We start from the raw sequence: 21,193 nt of genomic DNA on the forward strand, positions 1-21,193 counted from the left end.
TATAGTTTTTCGCTTCCGCAGAAAAGAAAACTAGCTTTTTAATAGTGGCATTTACCACATTCTAAACCACCCATTTGAGCAGCTGTTAAATTTTCTACACCGTACTTCTTAGATAATTCAGCATGAATTTTCTCGTAGTATGCGTTGTCTTTAACATTAACATCGGTATCTCTGTGACAGTTAATACACCATCCCATGGTTAACGGCGCATATTGGTAAACCTCTTCCATTTCTTGAACTGGACCGTGACAAGTTTGACACTCTACACCAGCAACAGTTACGTGTTGAGAGTGGTTGAAATATGCGAAATCTGGCAGGTTATGAATACGCACCCATTTAACTGGTTGAGATTCGCCTGTATATTTTTGATCTTCATCGCTCCATCCTGCTGCTTTGTATAATTTCTTAATCTCACCATCGTAAAACTCTTTAGAATATTCTGGAGTTGTTTCACCATTGTATTCGTAAATAGATTTATGACAGTTCATACAAACATTTAATGAAGGAATTCCTGAAGTTTTACTAACTCTTGCTGAAGAGTGACAGTACTTACAATCAATACCATTATCGCCAGCGTGTATTTTGTGTGAGAAATGAATAGGTTGTACTGGCTGATACCCTTGATCAACGCCAACTTGCATCATAAATCCGAAAGCGAAATACGCACTAGTTAACAAAAAGAAAATCGCTACAACAATCATTAAAAATTGATTTTGAACGAATGCTTTCCATAGTGGTGTTCTACCGGTTTCAGTTTCTAACTCTAAATTTTGAGCTGCAGCAAAACGACGTAATGTTTTATTAACTAAGTACAAACCTAAAGCCAATAAAATAAACAGTATTGCTAATGCTCCTAAAATAAGCTCGTTTGAAATGCCATCAGAAGATGAAGCAGCCTGAACAGGAGCAGCACCCGCAGCCGGAGCTGGAGCAGCTTTCTTCTCTTCAGCCGTATAAGCTAGAATGTTATTTAAATCATCATCAGACAACTGAGGAAATGCCGTCATGGCAGCACCACCAAACTCGTTGTACACTTTATTTGCATAAGCGTCTCCAGACTTAATTAGTCCAGAACTATTACGCACCCATGCATAAATCCAATCACGATCCAATCCTTCCTCGTCAGATAAACGAGTTTCGATATGGCGTAATGCCGGACCTGTCATCTTTTTATCTAATTGATGACATGCAGCACAATTGGCATTAAATAAAGACTTCCCTTTTGCTGGATCGCCTTCCTGAGCTGAAAGCGAGCTTGTAAACGCTAGTAATACAATTAAGCCTAAACGAAGAAAGTTTTTGCTTAATTTACGGTGAATCACCTTTCTCATATTGTTGGTTAAATTAACTTCTTAACTTTTGGTATGACTTTTGTCATTTATTAAACGAAAAAAGTATAGCTATAAAATCTCTGGCAAAAGTAATATTTAAAGTCGATTACCAAAATACTAAAGAAAGGTTAACAGTTAATTTAGAGAGATTCTAAATAATATTTTTACTCAGTTTTAAGTTTAATACTTTTACATTTGCATAAACACAATTATAAATATGATTTTCGACAAAGTTAAAATTACAATCTGCGCTTTTGTATGTTTTACATTAACAACGACTTACGTTTCGGCTCAAGAAGGAACAGTAACAATTAATCAAGATGAAAACATTTCAAAGCTCATAGAGCTGAAGAAAAACATGAATAATGAGGACGCCGATCGTTATAAAATTCAAATTTATAATGGCAATCGACAAGATGCATATGCGGCTCAAAACGAATTTAAATCATCCTTTTCGGACTGGAACCCCTCCATACATTTTGAACAGCCTAATTTTAAGATTTGGGTGGGTAATTTTAGAACGCGTTTAGAAGCCGATCGTGCTTTAAAAAGAATAAAACAAAAGTTTTCTAGTGCTTTTATTTTTAAGCCTAAAAAGTAAATTTAAATACTGAATTAAAAACGGTGACTTTGAATTTCATTTGAAGTCACCGTTTTTTGTTTTAACCTATTTTATCAAGGATAATTGACTTCATAATGGATAGATAATTAAAACATTCGGACACAGGAGAACGACAATATAGGCACAGGTTTTATGTTAAAATGTAATCTTAAAACCAGAATTGATAGGCACAGATTTTAAACTAGCTATAAGTCTATTTCGATAAAATCGAAAATTCCCTCCCTTCAAAACGAAAGAGCAAGAGCAAGCTTTATTAATATTTTAAAAAGACCTCATAATTAGGCATAAAAAAAGCACCTATTGAAAAATAGATGCTTTTTTTAAATTATAGAAATTAAGTTTTATTTCAACTTCTTTTTAACCTCAACTTCATGGAACGCTTCAATAACATCGCCTTCCTTAATGTCGTTATAGTTTTTAATTTGCATACCACAATCGTAACCTTTTGTTACTTCTTTAGCGTCATCTTTAAAACGTTTTAATGAGCTTAGTTCACCTGTGTAAACTACAACACCATCACGAATTAAACGAATACCTGAACTTCTAAGAATTTTACCATTAGTTACCATACATCCAGCAATACTTCCAATTTTAGATACTTTGAAGATTTCTCTAATTTCAGCAGTACCTGTAATCTCTTCTTTAAGCTCTGGAGACAACATGCCTTCCATAGCATCTTTAAGATCGTTGATGGCATCGTAAATGATAGAATACGTTCTGATATCGATTTCTTCTTTATCAGCAATCATTCTTGCATTTCCAACAGGACGCACATTAAATCCTACGATAATAGCATCGGAAGCCGAAGCTAATAACACATCACTTTCGGTAATGGCACCTACACCTTTATGTAAAATATTGACTTGAATTTCTTCAGTAGATAATTTCTGGAATGAATCGGTTAAAGCTTCCACAGAACCATCCACATCACCTTTAAGGATGATATTTAATTCTTGGAAATCACCTAAAGCAATACGACGACCAATTTCATCTAAAGTAATATGACGTTGTGTTCTAACAGATTGCTCACGTTGTAATTGCGCACGTTTTGAAGCGATTTGTTTCGCTTCACGCTCATCTGCAAAGACATTAAATTTATCCCCTGCTTGTGGCGCACCATCTAATCCTAAAATTGATACTGGCGTTGAAGGTCCTGCAGAAGCAACATCATGACCTCTTTCGTCATGCATAGCTTTTACTTTTCCACTGTGTCTACCAGCTAATACGTAATCGCCAATTTTAAGAGTTCCTGCCTGTACTAATACAGTTGATACATAACCACGTCCTTTATCTAAGTACGCCTCTACCACTGTACCCACAGCTGGTTTATCCGGATTGGCTTTAAGCTCTAATAACTCAGCTTCAAGCAATACTTTTTCTAATAATTCTTTAACCCCTGTTCCTACTTTTGCTGAAATATCATGAGATTGTATTTTACCACCCCAATCTTCAACTAAAAGATTCATTTGAGCTAATCCATCTTTAATTTTCTCTGGATTGGCATCAGATTTATCAATTTTATTAATCGCAAAAACAATAGGCACTCCTGCAGCTTGCGCATGCGAAATAGCCTCTTTTGTTTGTGGCATAATATCATCATCGGCCGCTGCAACAACAATAGCAATATCGGTTACTTGAGCTCCACGAGCACGCATGGCTGTAAAGGCCTCGTGACCTGGTGTATCTAAAAACGCGATTTTTTGTCCGTTTTCTAATTCTACACCATAAGCACCAATATGCTGTGTAATACCACCTGACTCTCCTGCAATTACATTTTCCTTACGGATGTAATCTAGAAGCGAAGTTTTACCGTGATCAACGTGACCCATTACGGTTACGATTGGCGCACGTGGTTTTAAATCTTCTGGCTTATCTTCAAATTCGTCTATAGACTCTTCGATATCGGCAGTCACAAATTCTACTTGGAAACCAAATTCATCAGCAACAATAGATAAAGTTTCAGCATCTAAACGTTGGTTCATGGTAACCATCATACCAAGTGACATACACGCTGATATAATTTGAGTTACACTAACATCCATCATAGTTGCCATTTCACTAGCAGTAACAAACTCGGTTACTTTAATGATTTTGCTTTCTGCAGCTTCGATTTGTTGATCAATTTCAGATTGTTCTCTGTGCTGATCTCTTTTATCTCTTCTGTATTTAGCGCCTTTACCTTTGCTAGATTTCCCTTGAAGTTTTTCAAGCGTTTCTCTAACTTGTTTCTTTACATCTTCCTCTGAAGGCTCTTCTTTAACAATGTTACGTCGGCCTGCACCTGGACCACCTGGTTTTCCTTTAAAACGATCGTTTCCTCCAGGTCTTCCACCACCACCTGGTCTGTTAGGACCTCCTGTGTTTGGCGCACCAGCTTTACTAATACGGCGACGCTTTTTCTTTGCAGCATCTCCTGGTTTAGCATCTGGTTTTTTATCTTCCTTCTTCTTTTTAGGCTTATTAAACTGAGATAAATCAATTTTATCGCCAGCAATTTTTGGTCCTGTAAGTTTCTGATATTGTGTTTTAACTTTTTCCTCGCTAATTGGATTCCCTTCAGAATCTACAGCTCCAGTAGTCGTGGTTTCTTTAGCTTTAGGCGCTTCCTTTTCAGGAGTTGCTTCTTTAGCTGGAGTTTCCTTCACCGGAGTTTTAGCTGGAGCTTCTTTTTTAGGTTCAAGCTCTACCTTTTGATTGGCAACGGGCTTGACTTCAATTTTTGGAGCTTTAGCCTTTACAACCTCAGGTTCCTTAACAGGTTCTGGTGCTGAAACAGGCTCCTCTTTTTTCTCGACAACCGGTTTTTCTTCAACTTTCTTTTTTGGTTCTAAATCAATTTTTCCAACTTGTTTAGGTCCTGAAAGGGTGTTTGAAGCTTTAACAACCTCTTGCTGTCTGGCTTTCTCTATGGCTTCTTGAGCTTTCTGCTTAGCATCCAATTCTTGCTCACGTTTTATACGTAAGTCGTCCTTTTCCTTTTGCTTTGCTTCACTAACTTCTTGCGACTTCACTTTCTTATTAGCGTCTGTTTCAAACTCATCTGAAAGAATCTTATAGGTTTCTTCAGAAATTTTGGTAGTTGGACGCTTCTCTATATCTACGCCTTTAGAATCTAAAAATTCTACGGCACGATCTAGAGAGATGTTAAGCTCGCGTAATACTTTATTTAATCTAATTGTTTCAGCCATAAATCGCCTTTAAAATACTCAAATATATGCATTATACCTCTGAAGGCATAACAAACGTGCAAATCTGCACTTGGTTTTACTACTATTCTTCGAATTCTTCTCTTAGAATTCTAATGACATCTTTAATTGTCTCTTCTTCTAAATCTGTTCTTTTAACAAGATCGTTAATATCTTGTTCAAGGATACTTTTAGCGGTGTCTAATCCTGCTTTGCTGAATTCTTCAATAATCCATCCTTCGATTTCATCTGTAAATTCACTTAATTCAACATCTTCTTCAGCACCTTCTCTAAACACATCAATTTCGTAACCTGTTAATTGACCTGCTAAACGGATGTTATGACCGCCACGACCAATAGCTTTACTAACCTCTTCTGGTTTTAAAATAACCTCGGCACGTTTAGCTTCTTCGTCAAGTTTTATTGAAGTGACTCTTGCTGGGCTTAATGCTCTAGTAATGAATAATGGTAAATTACTTGTGTAATTAATAACATCGATATTCTCATTACCTAATTCGCGAACAATACCGTGAATTCTAGAACCTTTCATACCAACACAAGCTCCTACAGGATCAATTCTATCATCATAAGAATCTACAGCTACTTTTGCTTTTTCGCCTGGAATTCTTACTACATTTTTAATGGTAATTAAGCCATCAAAAACTTCTGGAATTTCTTGTTCAAATAATTTCTCTAAAAACACAGGAGAACTTCTTGACATAATGATAGTTGGTTTTGCACCTTTAAGCTCTACACTATCAATTACCCCTCTTACGTTATCTCCTTTTCTAAAGAAATCTGAAGGAATTTGTTTGTCTTTTGGTAGCACAATTTCATTGCCTTCATCATCTAAAAGAATGACTGCTCTATGACGAATATGGTGCACTTCTGCAGTATAAATTTCGCCTACTAAATCTTTAAAATGCTTATAAATTATAGTGTTATCGTGCTCGTGGATTTTAGAAATTAAATTTTGACGTAATGCTAAAATAGCACGTCTTCCTAAATCGATAAGCTTTACTTCTTCAGATACATCTTCACCAACCTCGAAATCTGGCTCAATTTTACGTGCTTCAGTAAGAGTTATTTCTTGATTTGGTTCTTCAACTTCACCATCAGCAACAACAACTCTGTTTCTCCAAATCTCTAAATCACCTTTATCTGGATTTACAATAATATCAAAATTATCATCATCACCAAACTTCTTTTTCAAGGCGCTTCTAAACACATCTTCTAAAATCGCCATTAACGTTACTCTGTCAATTAGCTTATCGTCTTTGAATTCTGAAAAAGATTCAATTAACGCGATATTTTCCATAACTCTTTTAAATTAAAATTTAATCATAACTTTTGCTTCTACAATATCTTCATAAGGAATATGTGCTTCCTTTTTAACAGTTACTTTGCCTTTCCCAACAGGTTTTGGCTCTCTAACTTTCCACTCTAGTGTAATATGTTCTGGGGTCGCCTCGGTAAGTACTGCTTCAATTTCTTCAGTATTTGTTCTTACTTTAAGCGTTCTGTTTACATTTTTCTTATACTGGCGGTTATGCGTTAAAGGTGCTGCTGCTCCTGCCGACATAACTTCCAGTGAGAAATCTTCCTCTTCGCGATCTAAATTATGCTCGATAGCACGACTTATAAACATGCAGTCTTCTACTAAAACGCCGCTGTCGCCATCAATAATCACTTTAATGTGATTTTCACTGTTTATAGAAAAATCTATTAGAAACAAGTCTGGTCGTTCAACCAGTGCTGTATCAAGTAATTCTGTAACCTTCTTTTTAAACATTTTTAGTATAAAAAGAGGGGACTTTCCGTCCCCTCATATCATTAATTTCGCCTTTCAACGGTGCAAATATACAATATATTATTGATTTTTAAAGGAATATTTAATAATTTAGACAAGACTTGCTTATAACATCTCATACTTCAAACCTAAAAAAACAGCGATGATCAAGATGTTATTTTCAATACACGTAACCTCATTTCAAAATATAAAACACCATGAAAAAAATATTAGTCCCTACCGATTTTTCCAATCAAGCAGAAAACGCTTTAAAAGTAGCTGCACAATTAGCTAAAGTTCATGATTGTGAAATTCATCTGCTTCATATTTTAGATTTGCCTTTACACCAAATTGACCCTGTTAACACAACCAGTTTTTCATCAGGACCAGAAGCCCTTTTTTTTATGAAATTAGCAAAGCAAAAATTTGATGATTTATTAAGCCATGACTACTTAGAAGGACTTACTGTATTTAACACCATAGATTTTTCTGAAATCTATAATGGTATTTCAAACCTGTGCGAAAAAAACAATATCGATCTTATAATTATGGGATCGAATGGCACAAGCGGTATTGAAGAAATTCTAATTGGAAGCAATACCGAAAAGTAGTTAGAAACTCTAAAACTCCAGTTTTAGTTATAAAAAAGGAACATCCAGATTTTAAAGTTTCTAATGTTGTTTTCGCCTCCGATTTCGCCGATGAAAGCAAACCCGCTTTTGAAAAAGCACTCAGTTTCGCAAAACTGTGGGATGCAAAAATCCATTTACTTTTAGTAAACACACCAAACCAATTTATTACAACGAAACAGGCTAATGAGCGTTTTAAAAAATTCACAAAAGATTTTAGCTCTGAAAAACTACCTGTTATTATCTATAACGATGTCACTATTGAAAAAGGCATTATCAATTACAGCTACAGCATAGATGCCGACTTAATAGCTATGAGTACACATGGTAGAAAAGGCATTTCGCATTTCTTTAACGGAAGCATTAGTGAAGACTTAGTAAACCATGCAAAACGCCCCGTTTTAACTTATAAAATATAACAAATAAAAAAAGTCTTCCGAATTGGAAGACTTTTTTGTTGGCCCACTAGGGCTTATCTCGTCTGCGCTCGATATAAACCTGGATCAATCCTAATTGTTGTGTTTATGCAAAAATTGTGGTTAATCTGTATAGAAAGAATTCTATGTTTTTGACCCCTCTAAATTGACTTCTAAATGCTTTAATTTTCGCATTAAAAGATTCTGCAGAAGCATTTGTACTTCTATTAATAAAATAATTGAGTATTGAACGGTAGTTTATCGTTATGGTATTTGCTATTGTTCTAAAAGCTCTAAAGCCAGATTGTTCCACCTCTTTATACCAATGTGCGAGTTTGGTGTATGCTATTTCTCTTGATTTAGCTGAATTAAAAATATTTCGAAGCCCTTGCACCAAGCCAAAGGCGGTTTTGATGTCAGGGTATTCATTAAAAAGTATTATACTTCTTTCATATTGATTTTTGGTCCAATTTGAAGGTGATTTATAGAGTAAATATCTGCTTCTGGCTAAGAGTTGTTTTCTAGTATCTTCTTTGCTAAAGAGCTGTGGTTTATATGTTTTGTTAGCGGATTTGGCTATTTTAATAGCGTCGTTTTCTAAATCTATAGCATGCCATCGGTGTTTGATTCTTATGTCTTGTAAAGCTTCTAAAGCTAGTTTTTGTACATGAAATCGATCTGTAACTTGTATGGCTTTAGGAAAACATTTCTTTGCTATGGTTTTCATTGAGTTTGCCATATCTAATGTGATTTCCTTCACCGCTGCTCTTTTTTTAGCTGATATGGTGAGAAGCTGTTTTACAATAGGTTCAACTTTTGTGCCAGCAAAAATTGCCACAATACAACCTTTTTTTCCTTTAGCTTTTTTATTGGTAATAATGGTATAGAGCTCTCCTTTAGAAAGAGCTGTTTCATCTATAGATAAGTAAGCTCCAATGTTTTCTGGAAAGATAAGCCATTGTTTGGCGTGTGGTTTTTGTTTCCAGGCTTTAAATTCACTAAGATGGTCTCGATATTGTCTGCTAAATTTTTTACCATCAATATTATAAAAACCACCTATAGTATGGCAATCGTAAGCTTTAGTATCTGCTAATTTCTTTTAAAAAATCAGCGAACTCGGTGGTCATCCGTGTTCCCTGGGCTACTAAATTCCAATCTCTTTGAACTAATTCACTTGTTTGTTTATCTAACCATCTACGGCGTTTGACATGAAGATATACGGTATTGCCTCTTAAGGGAAAATCTTGAATAGTGACTTCCTTATGAAAACCATGGGCTATGAGTGTTCTCGAAGTTTCTTCTTTTGGAACTGCTTTTCATTCTTCAAAATAGAGATGCATGACTTCTCCGTTTTTTGTGTTTTTAACTAAATCAAAATGATTGATTAAAAATTCAGGAAGAATCAATTTTAATAGGTCTAGGTAATTATCCAAAGTGCTTTTTTTTTACAAAAATCGCAATCTTATTTTAATTCACACACAACTTTTGAGATTGACCCATAAACCTCTCGCACATATATGCTTTAAAAAGAAAAATCCTAACTTCTTTCGAAATTAGGATTCTCTGTTGGCCCACTAGGGCTCGAACCTAGACTCTTTGGTACCAAAAACCAACGTGTTGCCAGTTACACCATGGGCCATTCGTGTAATGAGGGTGCAAATTTAAAATAAAGTTTTATTTCTACAAGCATTTTTTAAAAAATATTTTTTAAAACTTAACGTTTCTTTAAAAACATTTGCGATACCATTATTATTGTTAAATTCGCAATGCAAAAAAACACAGAGACATATGGCACATTTTGACTATAAAAAATGGAATACCATTTTAGGTTGGTTTTCTTTTTTAATAGCACTTATAACCTACAGTTTAACAGTTGAACCTACGGTAAGTTTTTGGGATGCTGGCGAGTATATTTTAACTTCTGCTAAACTGGAAGTAGGCCACCCCCCTGGAGCACCACTTTTTCAAATGCTTGGTGCATTTTTCTCGATGTTTGCCTTGGAACCTAATCAGGTTGGATTTATGATGAATATGATGAGTGCCGTTGCAAGTGCATTCACGATTTTGTTCATGTTTTGGACCATTACTTTACTGCTTAAAAAAATGGTTTCTAAAAACGACACCATGTCTCAAAGCAAAGCCATTGCTATTTTAGGAAGCGGTTTAGTGGGAAGTTTAGCCTTTACTTTTACAGATTCTTTTTGGTTTAATGCTGTTGAAACCGAAGTTTATGCCATGGCCACTTTAATCATGGCTGTATTATTCTGGTTAGGACTGCGCTGGGAACAAGACATGAATAAACCACGAGGCAACCGTTGGTTAATTTTAATTGCTTTTATTATAGGACTCTCATTTGGAGTTCACTTTATGGGCTTACTAACCATTCCTGCCATTGGCCTGATATACTATTTTAAAAATTATAAAACAGTAACTTTTAAAAGTTTTATAATTGCTAATGTAGCCGCTGTAAGTGTTCTATTATTTGTTTTTAAGTTGTTAGCACCTAACATTCTTAAGTTTTTTAGTGTCTTCGAAATTTTCTTTGTAAACTCCATTGGCCTGCCCTTTAACTCTGGGTCTATCATTGCAGGAATTACACTAATAGGCTTTATTTATTACGCACTGCGCTATACGCGTAATAAAAATTATGTGCATTTAAATACTGCTATTCTTTGTGTTACCTTCGTTATTATTGGTTTCGCAACATGGATTATGCTTCCCATTCGTGCCAACGCTAATGTTGTAGTTAACGAAAACAACCCAAATAGCGCAAGAGAATTATTAGCCTATTATAATTTAGAGCAATACCCAGAAACACACTTGTTTTACGGACCACAGTTTACCGACCAATATGCCTATTTAGATGAAAACAATCCTTATGTTGATGATAAACCAAACTATGAAAAGGATGAAAAATCTGGAAAATACATTATTGTAAACGATTATAAAAACGCCAAACAAAATTACAATTCGAAACACGCGTCTATTCTACCACGTATGTGGAGCACAGAACACGCCGAAAACTACATGATGTTTTCTGGTTTTTTAAAGTTCAAGCTAAAGCCAGATTTTCAAATGGAAAACGAACTGCGTACTGCTGTAGCGAATTTCAGAAAAGATGTTGCTCAAGGCAATGTAGACTATGAAGATTATAACAATTTTTTAAAGCAATTTAAAGATTATATCGATATTGAAAAACCATCGTTATTCAGTAATATCACCTATTTATTCGAATACCAATTGGGTTATATGTACTGGCGTTATTTCATGTGGAATTTCTCTGGAAGACAAGACGATATTCAAGGCCGCTACGACAACCACGGAAACTGGATAACAGGCATCAAATTTATTGATGAATGGCATTTAGGGTATTCGCAAGACAATTTACCTAGCGATGTGAAAAATAATAAAGCCCGAAACACCTATTATTTGTTACCGCTAATTTTAGGGCTTCTAGGGTTTTTCTTTTTATTCAATAAAGACAAAAAAACATTCTGGGTTATGTTTGTGTTTTTCCTATTTACAGGAATTGCCATTCAGGTTTATACCAATGTACGCCCTTTTGAACCTCGCGAACGCGATTATTCTTTAGTAGGCTCATTCTATGTATTCGCATTATGGATTGGTTTTGGTGTTTACGCTGCCTACGATTTCATTAAAAAATACGTCCCTAAAAAACTAGCTGCACCCATTGTGTCGGTGCTTTGCTTATTGTTAGTACCTGGAATTTTAGCAGCAAACAATTGGGATGACCACGACCGTTCTGGCAAATACACCGCCCGTTCTATGGCAAAAATGTATTTAGATTCTTGCGCCGAAAACGGTATTCTATTTACCATTGGAGACAACGATACCTTTGCACTTTGGTATGCTCAAGAAATCGAAGGTTACCGAACCGATGTACGTGTGGTGAATACCAGTTTATTTCAAACCGATTGGTACATCGACCAAATGAAGCGCAAGGCTTATGAAAGTGACCCCATACCATCGCAACTTACACACGATTTATACCGTTATGGCACGAATGACTACATCATCATTCAACCCGTTATTAAAGACACCTTATTAGTAAAACAATTTTTAGATTTTGTTGGCAGTAACAACCCAAAAACTAAATACAAATACGTATTGCAACAACAAGGTGTTGATCTTTCTAAAGTAAGAAGTCAAGATGCCAATGCTACGTATTTACCAACACCGCATTTACGCATTCCTGTAAATAAAGAAAACGCGCTTAAATCGGGGATTGTAAAACCTGAAGATGCCGATAAAATTGCGCCCTATATCGACATTAACATAAAAGGAGGCGCTTTATATAAAAACAGGCTTCTTATGCTGGATATTGTTGCTAATAACGATTGGAAACGCCCTATTTATTTTACTGGCGGAAGTTTTGGCGACGATGATTACCTTTGGATGAAGGATTACCTTCAACTAGATGGTTTATGCTACAAATTAGTTCCTATTAGAACACCTATTGATAAATCGAACCCGTTTGATATGGGCCGTATTGATAGCGATTTAATGTATGAAAAAGTTAAACAATGGGATTGGGGAAATAGCGGAAGTCCAGATATTTACCACGATGTAGAAACTAGAAAAAACTCCATCACTTACCGTGGAAACTTAGCCCGTTTAGCCGAAAAATTAATCAATGAAAAACAATTGGCTAAAGCTGAAGAAGTAGCAGATATCGCTATGACAAATATGCCGGTTGAATATTTTGGCTATTACACCCTTTTAGAGCCTTACATTAGTATTTACTATGAAGTAGGCAACAAAGAAAAAGCACAACAATTATATAAGGAAGTGGCTAAAAAATATCAAGAAAACCTAGCCTATTACAGTAGTTTGAGTGTTGATAAACAAGAACGTTTATTTGAAGAAATTTACACCGATATTCAACGCTATAAAGGCCTAGTAGATGTTTTAATTCGATATGATATTAAGTTTGCTGAAACTGAAGGCGATATTTTCAACGAGCATTTAAGAGCGTTCAGACACTTTTATGGCGATCAAGAACCTGAAGACATAGAAGCTACGATGCCAGAAGAAGACACCTTGCAAACCGATAGCATCAATTAATTTAGATTAAGGTTATGACCTTAATACCCACAAAAACACCGTTAGTAGCTAAAAAGATGTTCCCAAATTATATTTGGGACATCCCTACTAACGAAAAAATACTCTACCTAACTTTTGATGATGGCCCAACACCAAGCATCACCAATTGGACTCTAGATATTTTAAAAAAACACGAGGCCAAAGCAACCTTTTTCTGTATTGGAAACAATATTGAAAAGCATCCTGATATTTTTCAAAACATTCTAAATGATGGGCATACCATTGGCAACCACACCTACAATCACGTTAAAGGCTGGAAAACAAAAACTGAAGATTACCTCGAAGAGGTTTCAAAAACCCAAAAGATAATTGAAATAGCTACGCGCCATGTTCCTTTGGCGACTCACACTCTTTTTCGTCCGCCCTACGGCCAAATTTCTAGAAAACAAGGCCAAAACCTCATCGAATTGGGTTATAAAATCATCATGTGGGATATTCTATCTTTCGATTGGGAAGCTTCTATTTCAGAAGAAAACTGCTTACAAAATGTGATAAAAAAAGCAACCAACGGCAGTATTATTGTGTTTCATGATAGTGTAAAAGCTTCAAAAAACATGCAATATGCCCTTCCTAAAGTCTTGGAACATTTTAGCAAAGAAGGTTTTATCTTCAAATCATTAAAAGGTTAACTCTTTAAAACTATTTTGAAAGTCCGTTTAGCATTTTAAAATTTCGTTACTTGTATTCATAAAAGTTTAGATGTTTTAATATCACACTTCATGGAAACTAAAAAAAACTACGTTGGAAGAACCTCTCTATTAATTTCAATAATTGGACTTATAGTTGTTCAAGCCCTCATTCAGTTAGGCTATTTAGAATCTAAATATTGGCATATTTTATTAACGGGTTTTGAAGCCGCAACCATTGGTGGTTTTGCCGATTGGTTTGCAGTTCGTGCCCTATTTCATGAAATTCCCATTCCTATAATTAGAAAACACACCAACATTATTGTAAGAAACCGAAATAATCTCACCGAAGGCATTGTAGATTTAGTGACCAACAAATGGTTATCTCCAGAAATTATTAATGAAAAATTAACGGATGTTCAAATTGTAAAAAACATTGTTACATCTTTAAAAGAACCAGAAAACACACAAAAAGTTGTTGGTTTTTTAAAGCAAATAAGCACACGGTTAACCGAAAACATTGATAGTCCCGAAGTTGTAAATGTGCTACAAGCCCTATTGGAAAAACAAGTTAAAGGCATGGATTTGGCAACGCCATTAGGCGGTTGGTTAAAAACAGCTATTGAAAGAGGCGACCATAATACTTTATGGGACATGGTTCTAGGTTCTGCCCAAAAAACGATTCATGATGAAGCGACCCGCAAGCAACTTTTAAAATTGATTGAAAATCAAATGCAAGAGTATAAAGATGAAGGCTTTTGGAAAAAAATTATCGTAAAGTTTGCCTCTGAAGTTGGTGGGGTTGATAACGAATCGATAGTAGATAAAATTATTAATTCCATGACTAGCTTTATTCAAGAAGCTAAAAACGACCCCAATCATACAGTGCGTTTAAAGTTTGATAAAAGCATTCAAGATTTTGCTGAAGGTTTGATTCGTGGCGATGAAGCTTCCCGAAAAATTGTAACCGATTTACAAGCCAAATTAGTTGATAATGCCGACGCAAAAGTGCTAATTCAAGACATCCTTCATAATTTTAAAATCTCGATTACAAACGAGTTAAAAGAAAACGACACCCCTTTTACCAATTTTATTAAAAGTAATGTTGACAAACTTTTAAATGAGTTGGAAACAGACACGGCACTTCAAGAAAAAACAGACCGTTGGATAAAGGAAACCATTCAGCAATTAATTACGAAATACCACCATGAAATTGGCGATATGGTTAGAATGAGTTTATCCAAATTAAACGACGTGGAATTGGTTAGTCAAATTGAAGAAAAAGTAGGTAATGATTTGCAGTATATCCGATTGAATGGCGCTGTTGTTGGCGGCTTTGTTGGGATTTTAATTTCGGTGATTCGGATTTTGTTTTTGTAGTTGGTTGTGATATCAATTGTAACTTAAAACAAGCTTGACATATTGTTACGTTGATTGTTGAAAATTGCTTCTTTCTAGTAAAAACCAAGTTATTTTCTTTACACGATTAAACAAATAAGCATTAATTACTGAGCCCTTCTTTTTTTTAAAAAACTCAGTTATATCATGGTTTTCGAGCGGAGTCGAGAAGTTTATTCTTTTTAACGATAAAGGTTCTCGACTACGCTCGAACACCCTAAGATTAGTGCTTTGTTGAATTGAATATTATCTATTGATTATTGAAAACCACTTCTTTTCTAACAAAAACCCTGTTATAGAACGGTCTTCGAGCGGCGTCGAGAAGTTTATTCTTTTTAACGATAAAGGTTCTCAACTATGCTCGAACACCCTAAGATTAGTGCTTTGTTGAATTGAATATTATCTATTGATTATTGAAAACCACTTCTTTTCTAACAAAAACCCTGTTATAACACGGTCTTCGAGCGGCGTCGAGAAGTTTATTCCTTATAACGATAAAGGTTCTCGACTATGCTCGAACATCCTAAGATTAGTGTTTTGTTGATTTGAATATTATCTAATGATTATTGAAAACCACTTCTTTTCTAACAAAAACCCTGTTATAGAACGGTCTTCGGAGTCGAGAAGTTTATTCCTTATAACGATAAAGGTTCTCGACTACGCTCGAACATCCTAAGATTAGTGTTTTGTTGAATTGAATATTATCTAATGATTATTGAAAACCACTTCTCTTCTAACAAAAACCCTGTTATAGAACGGTCTTCGAGCGGAGCCGAGAAATGGCATATAATTCAGGCTTGCTTGTTATCGACTGCACTCCAAAATAAATCTACAATATTGAAATTTACTTTCCTTATTTAAAATACTGTTTTACAAATATGATGAAATACCGATAGAAGTTCAACGTAACGAAAACGTGCAATGAGAACTACAAATTTTCATTTAGAAAATCTGCTTTAATTGATGGGACTTCTGCTTTCGCAGAAGTTTTAGATGTAGTCTTGAATAATGCCAATAAGCGTGTTGGCATCTTGCTCGCCACTATGGCGCCATTTCATTTCGCCATCTTTATAAATAATAAGTGTAGGCAAAGCTTTTACACGTAAAGCTTCAGCGAGTTCTTTATTTTTTTCAATATCAATTTTAATCACTTTAGCCTTATCTCCCAAAGCTGCTGCCACATCTCTTAAAGTAAGATGCATAGTCTCCGATTGTGTATTCCATTCGGTATAAAAATCTAACAAAACTGGAATTTTAACATCTATAAGTTCACCAAATTTCGACATACTTTATGTTTTATGAGTCAACGGCACTAATTTAAAAGTCGTGTTACTTAATAAGATAATGCTATGCTATTTTAACACGTCGTTTTCAATGCATTAGTATAAAAATAAGCAAAATCTTTTCAAAAGCAACAATTATAGGGAATTATGCTTCAGCCTGACCCTTTTTTAGTTCAATAACCGTTATTTCTGGCCAAATGCCTACACGTCCTGGAAATGCCAGATATCCAAATCCGCGATTCACGTTAATAAATTGGTCTTTCTCTTTGTAGATACCTGCCCAATATTTGTAACGCCATTTTACAGGACTCCATTTAAACCAGCCCGGAATTTCAATACCAAACTGCATCCCATGGGTATGTCCGCTTAACGTTAAGTGGTAATGGTAATCGTCATCTATCACTTGTTTTTCCCAATGCGTAGGGTCATGACTCATTAATATTTTAAAATCGTTGGCATCAACAAATTGGGAAGCCTTTTTTAAATCGCCCGCCTGTTTAAAACCACCAATTCCCCAGTTTTCAACACCCACCAAGGCAATACGCTCGCCATTTTTCTCTAAAAACTTGGTTTCATTCAGCAGCATATTAAAGCCCATTTCCTTTTGAATAGCCTTTAAATCGTCTAAGTTCTTCTTTTGTGCTTCAGCAGAATCCCACTTCACATAATCGCCATAATCATGATTTCCTAAAACCGAATACAAGCCGTCTTTCGCTTTTAGTCGTCCGAAAACAGATTTATAAGGTATGAGTTCTTCGGCTTTATTATTCACCATATCGCCAGTGAAGAGAATCACATCGCTATCCTGTTCATTAATTAAATCGACTGCATATTCTACTTTTTCCATATCATCAAAACTTCCCGAATGAATATCACTTAGTTGGGTGAGTTTGTAACCATCGAAAGCCTCAGGAAGGTCTTCAAAATACATGGTATACTTTAAAACTTTGTAATTGTAACGTCCTTTATAAATCCCATAAATAATGGACGCAAAAGGAATGGCAGCAAGACCCAAAGCTATTTTACTTATAAATTGGCGACGCGAAGACATATATTGTCCATTGTCGCTTTGGCCTTCTGTAAAATATCTGTAAATGGCTTGAGGTACTCGAAATACATCTTCGAGAAGCATCACACCAACTACCAAAATAAGCGGTACAGCCACAGCAATTAAAAATCCAACCGCATAGCCATGAGTATGTGAAAACCCATCGCTACGGTTAAAACCATAAAACTGAAAAACGAAATTACCAAGTACAAAAAGGGTAATCACCCAATATAAAGCAAGAAGTATATTATTTTTTGTAACGGTTCTAAACGCCTGAAAAGCATAATAATCGGCCACTAAAAAAATAACAATAAAAATAATCCAACGTATCATTTTAAATTTTTGCTAAAGATAGTCGTATTATAAGGGAATAGTTAACGTAGTGTTTTTTATTTAACGAATCGTTAAGAATTAACATGCTTTATTTGAATGATAATAATGTTCATTTTTTTAGTTCACTCATTATTATTTTAAATTAATGAGTTCATGAATCTCCTTCGTCGATTTCATTGATGAAAAAACGAACCAATCCTTCGACTTCGCTCTGGACAAGCAAATCTAGGCTTACGAACCTTTATCTAAATTTTTCGTTCGACACCTAAATTTCAGGAACTCGCTATGAGAATTTAAGGTTCAAAGAAAACTCCGTTCAGCTCAAACAGCCTGAAATTTTACGGTGTTTTCACTTCAAATTTTACGATAAATCTTCGATAGGCCATGTACCACGTTTCAAAAAAAGGCTACTACAGACCTTCCAAATAAATCTTTTTGATGTTAACTATTTTAACCAACCTCAGCAAAGCAAGGTATTATATTTCTTAAATTAAGCCTAAGTTTTCGTAGTTTTGACTTTCTATCAAAACAAATACAATGTCCGATCAAAAACGTCTTTTTTTAGTCGATGCTTATGCATTAATTTTCCGTGGTTATTACGCTTTTATAAAAAATCCAAGAATCAATTCGAAGGGTGAAGATACCTCGGCTATTATGGGGTTTATGAACTCTTTATTAGATGTGATAAAGCGTGAACGCCCAGATCATTTAGCGGTTTGTTTTGATAAAGGCGGTAGCGCCGATCGTGTTGAAATGTTCGAGGCTTACAAAGCCAATCGAGATGAAACACCCGAAGGCATAAAAACAGCTGTACCCTACATTTACGAGATATTAAAAGCCATGCACATTCCTATTATGGTTAAGGACGGTTATGAAGCTGATGATGTGATTGGCACCCTTTCCCGTCAAGCGGAAAAAGAAGGTTATAAAACCTACATGGTAACTCCCGATAAAGATTTTGCCCAGTTAGTAACCGAAAATATTTTTATGTACCGCCCTGTTTTTGGAGGCGGTTACGAAACATGGGGCATTCCTGAAGTGAAAGCCAAGTTTGAAGTGGAGGATCCTATGCAGGTGATCGATTTTCTGGGTATGATGGGTGATGCCAGTGATAATATTCCTGGACTTCCAGGCGTTGGCGAAAAAACAGCAAAAAAATTTATTGCGCAATTTGGAAGCATGGAAGGTTTGCTTGCCAATACCGATCAGCTTAAAGGGAAGATGAAAGAGAAAGTGGAGGCTAACGGTGAATTGGGCTTACTTTCTAAAAAACTCGCCACGATTATGCTGGACGTTCCTGTGGAATTTAATGCGGAAGACTTTGAAATGTCGGAACCTGATATTCCAAAAGTGACCGAGATTTTCCAAGAATTAGAATTTAGAAGATTAATTGATAATTTCACCAAGACTTTTGCTGTTCAAGGGGTTTCGGGAACATCAACCGAAACTACTAAAGCTTCAGAAGTAGCAGAAACCAAAGAATCGCCTAAAGAAGTAAAGGCTGCTGGAGCAGGGCAATTCTCTTTGTTTGGAGCAGACCCTTCTTCCGCGGAAGCGCCAACAACAAACACTTTTGAGCGCAAAAACATAGCAAACACCCCACATTTTTACCAAAGTGTCGCTTCGGGGATGGCCACCAAATTATTTATTAAAAATTTATTGAACCAAACCAGTGTGTGTTTTGATACGGAAACCACAGGGTTAAATCCGTTATCGGCAGAATTGGTAGGCATTGCATTTTCATGGGAAGTAGGCAAAGGCTTTTACTTACCATTTCCAGAAAACAGAGACGAAGCTCAAGAATTGATAGAACAATTGCGTCCGTTTTTTGAAAATGAAGCCATTGAAAAAGTGGGTCAGAATTTAAAATACGACATTAAAATTTTAGCCAAATACAACATTTCGGTAAAAGGCAAATTGTTCGATACCATGCTCGCGCATTATTTAATTAACGCCGATATGCGTCATAATATGGACGTTTTAGCCGAAACGTATTTGAATTACACGCCAGTTTCTATTGAAACTTTAATTGGGAAGAAAGGTAAAAATCAGTTGTCGATGCGCGACGTCGATTTGGAAAAACAAACCGAATACGCCGTTGAAGATGCCGATATTACCTTACAGCTTAAAGAACATTTTAAAAATGAATTGGGCGAGGCTAATACCCAAACTTTATTTGATGATATTGAAATTCCGCTACTTCGTGTTTTAGCAGCTATGGAATTGGAAGGCATTAATTTAGATAAAGCCTTTTTAAACAGCCTTTCGGAGCAACTTAATAGTGACATCGCTACCCTAGAAACCCGTATTTATGAAACGGCTGGCGAGACTTTTAATATTGCATCGCCAAAACAATTGGGCGTGGTGCTTTTCGAGAAACTGAAATTGGTAGACAAACCTAAAAAAACCAAAACGGGACAGTATAAAACGGGTGAAGACATCCTGAGTTATTTAGCTAAGGAGCACCCGATTGTTCAGGATATTTTAGACTTTAGAGGGTTATCGAAATTAAAAAGCACTTATGTAGATGCTTTACCAAATCAAATTGATGAAGTTACGGCACGCGTGCATACCGATTATATGCAAACGGTAGCTGCGACAGGGCGTTTGAGTAGTAACAACCCGAATTTACAAAACATACCGATTCGTACCGAACGCGGCCGACAAGTTAGAAAGGCTTTTGTACCGCGAAACGAAGATTATATTTTACTGGCTGCCGATTACTCGCAAATAGAACTACGTATTATCGCCGCTTTAAGTAAGGAAGAAACCATGATTTCGGCCTTTAAAAATGGTGAGGATATTCATGCTTCAACCGCTTCTAAAGTCTTTAATGTGCCTTTAGAAGAAGTGACACGCGAACAACGTAGCCATGCTAAAACGGTTAATTTTGGTATTATTTATGGCGTTTCGGCATTCGGACTTAGCAATCAAACCGATTTATCTCGAGGGGAAGCCAAAGAGCTTATCGACACCTATTACGAAACCTACCCGAAGCTTCGCGCTTACATTAGCGAACAGGTAGATTTTGCTCGCGATAATGGTTATGTACAAACCCTTTTAGGGCGTCGTCGTTATTTAAAAGACATCAACTCTAGAAATGCCGTAGTTCGAGGCGCAGCAGAACGTAATGCCGTGAACGCTCCCATACAAGGTAGTGCCGCCGATATTATAAAAATTGCCATGATTAACATCTATAATAAGCTGGAAGCTGGAAATTATAAAACTAAAATGCTCCTACAAGTGCATGATGAATTGGTGTTTGATGTGTATAAACCAGAACTAGAAACCATAAGTACTTTAGTAAAAACGGAGATGGAGAACGCTTATACTTTAGAAGTTCCGCTTGATGTGGAATTGGGTACTGGTCGTGATTGGTTGGAGGCGCATTAATTGGAAAAAACAAACC

General features: G+C 35.8%; 14 protein-coding genes and 1 tRNA gene. 7 read left to right on the forward strand and 8 right to left on the reverse strand.

What is annotated here, in order from left to right; translation table 11 throughout:
* Positions 1 to 38: 38 nt before the first annotated feature.
* A complete protein-coding gene (locus H6X70_RS06995) occupies positions 39 to 1,331 on the reverse strand; it encodes a c-type cytochrome (RefSeq protein WP_194766958.1) in 1,293 nt (430 codons plus the stop codon).
* Positions 1,332 to 1,548: 217 nt separating this feature from the next.
* On the opposite strand from H6X70_RS06995, the gene H6X70_RS07000 reads away from it, so the two are divergent.
* Entirely contained in the window at positions 1,549 to 1,932 is a 384-nt protein-coding gene (locus H6X70_RS07000) for an SPOR domain-containing protein (protein WP_102994939.1), read from the forward strand.
* Between the two features lie 362 nt (positions 1,933 to 2,294).
* Here the strand turns inward: H6X70_RS07000 and infB are convergent, their stop codons facing one another.
* From infB to rimP, 3 genes are all read right to left on the reverse strand, one after another.
* On the reverse strand, positions 2,295 to 5,141 hold the full coding sequence (gene infB, locus H6X70_RS07005) for a translation initiation factor IF-2 (protein ID WP_194766959.1): 2,847 nt from the start codon (positions 5,139 to 5,141) through the stop codon (positions 2,295 to 2,297).
* 82 nt (positions 5,142 to 5,223) lie between these two features.
* A complete protein-coding gene (nusA, locus tag H6X70_RS07010; RefSeq protein WP_194766960.1) occupies positions 5,224 to 6,456 on the reverse strand; it encodes a transcription termination factor NusA in 1,233 nt (410 codons plus the stop codon).
* A gap of 12 nt (positions 6,457 to 6,468) precedes the next feature.
* Positions 6,469 to 6,930, reverse strand: a complete 462-nt coding sequence (gene rimP / locus H6X70_RS07015; protein ID WP_194766961.1) for a ribosome assembly cofactor RimP — start codon at positions 6,928 to 6,930, stop codon at positions 6,469 to 6,471.
* A 215-nt stretch (positions 6,931 to 7,145) separates the two neighbouring features.
* On the opposite strand from rimP, the gene H6X70_RS17005 reads away from it, so the two are divergent.
* Both H6X70_RS17005 and H6X70_RS17010 read left to right on the forward strand, forming a co-directional pair.
* Positions 7,146 to 7,538: a universal stress protein gene (locus H6X70_RS17005; RefSeq protein WP_317171458.1), complete on the forward strand. Its 393-nt coding sequence runs from the start codon at positions 7,146 to 7,148 to the stop codon at positions 7,536 to 7,538.
* Positions 7,539 to 7,567: 29 nt separating this feature from the next.
* Positions 7,568 to 7,975 carry a universal stress protein gene (locus H6X70_RS17010; protein WP_317171459.1) on the forward strand — a complete coding sequence of 136 codons (408 nt, stop codon included), beginning with the start codon at positions 7,568 to 7,570 and terminating at the stop codon, positions 7,973 to 7,975.
* Positions 7,976 to 8,078: 103 nt separating this feature from the next.
* Here the strand turns inward: H6X70_RS17010 and H6X70_RS07025 are convergent, their stop codons facing one another.
* Together H6X70_RS07025 and H6X70_RS07030 are read right to left on the reverse strand one after the other, a co-directional pair.
* Entirely contained in the window at positions 8,079 to 9,032 is a 954-nt protein-coding gene (locus tag H6X70_RS07025; RefSeq protein WP_194767026.1) for a transposase, read from the reverse strand.
* Positions 9,033 to 9,538: 506 nt separating this feature from the next.
* Positions 9,539 to 9,611 (reverse strand) — tRNA-Gln (locus H6X70_RS07030).
* A 149-nt stretch (positions 9,612 to 9,760) separates the two neighbouring features.
* Between H6X70_RS07030 and H6X70_RS07035 the strand changes: the two genes are divergently transcribed.
* The 3 genes from H6X70_RS07035 (at position 9,761) to H6X70_RS07045 (ending at position 15,102) form a co-directional block, all read left to right on the forward strand.
* Positions 9,761 to 13,057: a protein O-mannosyl-transferase family gene (locus H6X70_RS07035; RefSeq protein ID WP_194766962.1), complete on the forward strand. Its 3,297-nt coding sequence runs from the start codon at positions 9,761 to 9,763 to the stop codon at positions 13,055 to 13,057.
* Between the two features lie 14 nt (positions 13,058 to 13,071).
* A complete protein-coding gene (locus H6X70_RS07040) occupies positions 13,072 to 13,725 on the forward strand; it encodes a polysaccharide deacetylase family protein (RefSeq protein WP_194766963.1) in 654 nt (217 codons plus the stop codon).
* 90 nt (positions 13,726 to 13,815) lie between these two features.
* Positions 13,816 to 15,102, forward strand: coding sequence for a DUF445 domain-containing protein (locus H6X70_RS07045; RefSeq protein ID WP_194766964.1), 1,287 nt, complete (start codon positions 13,816 to 13,818; stop codon positions 15,100 to 15,102).
* A 1,007-nt stretch (positions 15,103 to 16,109) separates the two neighbouring features.
* Here the strand turns inward: H6X70_RS07045 and H6X70_RS07050 are convergent.
* Positions 16,110 to 16,406, reverse strand: a complete 297-nt coding sequence (locus H6X70_RS07050; protein ID WP_194766965.1) for a thioredoxin family protein — start codon at positions 16,404 to 16,406, stop codon at positions 16,110 to 16,112.
* Positions 16,407 to 16,548: 142 nt separating this feature from the next.
* Positions 16,549 to 17,784: a metallophosphoesterase gene (locus H6X70_RS07055; RefSeq protein ID WP_194766966.1), complete on the reverse strand. Its 1,236-nt coding sequence runs from the start codon at positions 17,782 to 17,784 to the stop codon at positions 16,549 to 16,551.
* Positions 17,785 to 18,321: 537 nt separating this feature from the next.
* On the opposite strand from H6X70_RS07055, the gene polA reads away from it, so the two are divergent.
* Positions 18,322 to 21,177: a DNA polymerase I gene (gene polA / locus H6X70_RS07060; RefSeq protein WP_194766967.1), complete on the forward strand. Its 2,856-nt coding sequence runs from the start codon at positions 18,322 to 18,324 to the stop codon at positions 21,175 to 21,177.
* Positions 21,178 to 21,193: the final 16 nt, after the last annotated feature.

This window comes from Tamlana sp. I1 (assembly GCF_015355625.1).
GTDB lineage: Bacteria > Bacteroidota > Bacteroidia > Flavobacteriales > Flavobacteriaceae > Pseudotamlana.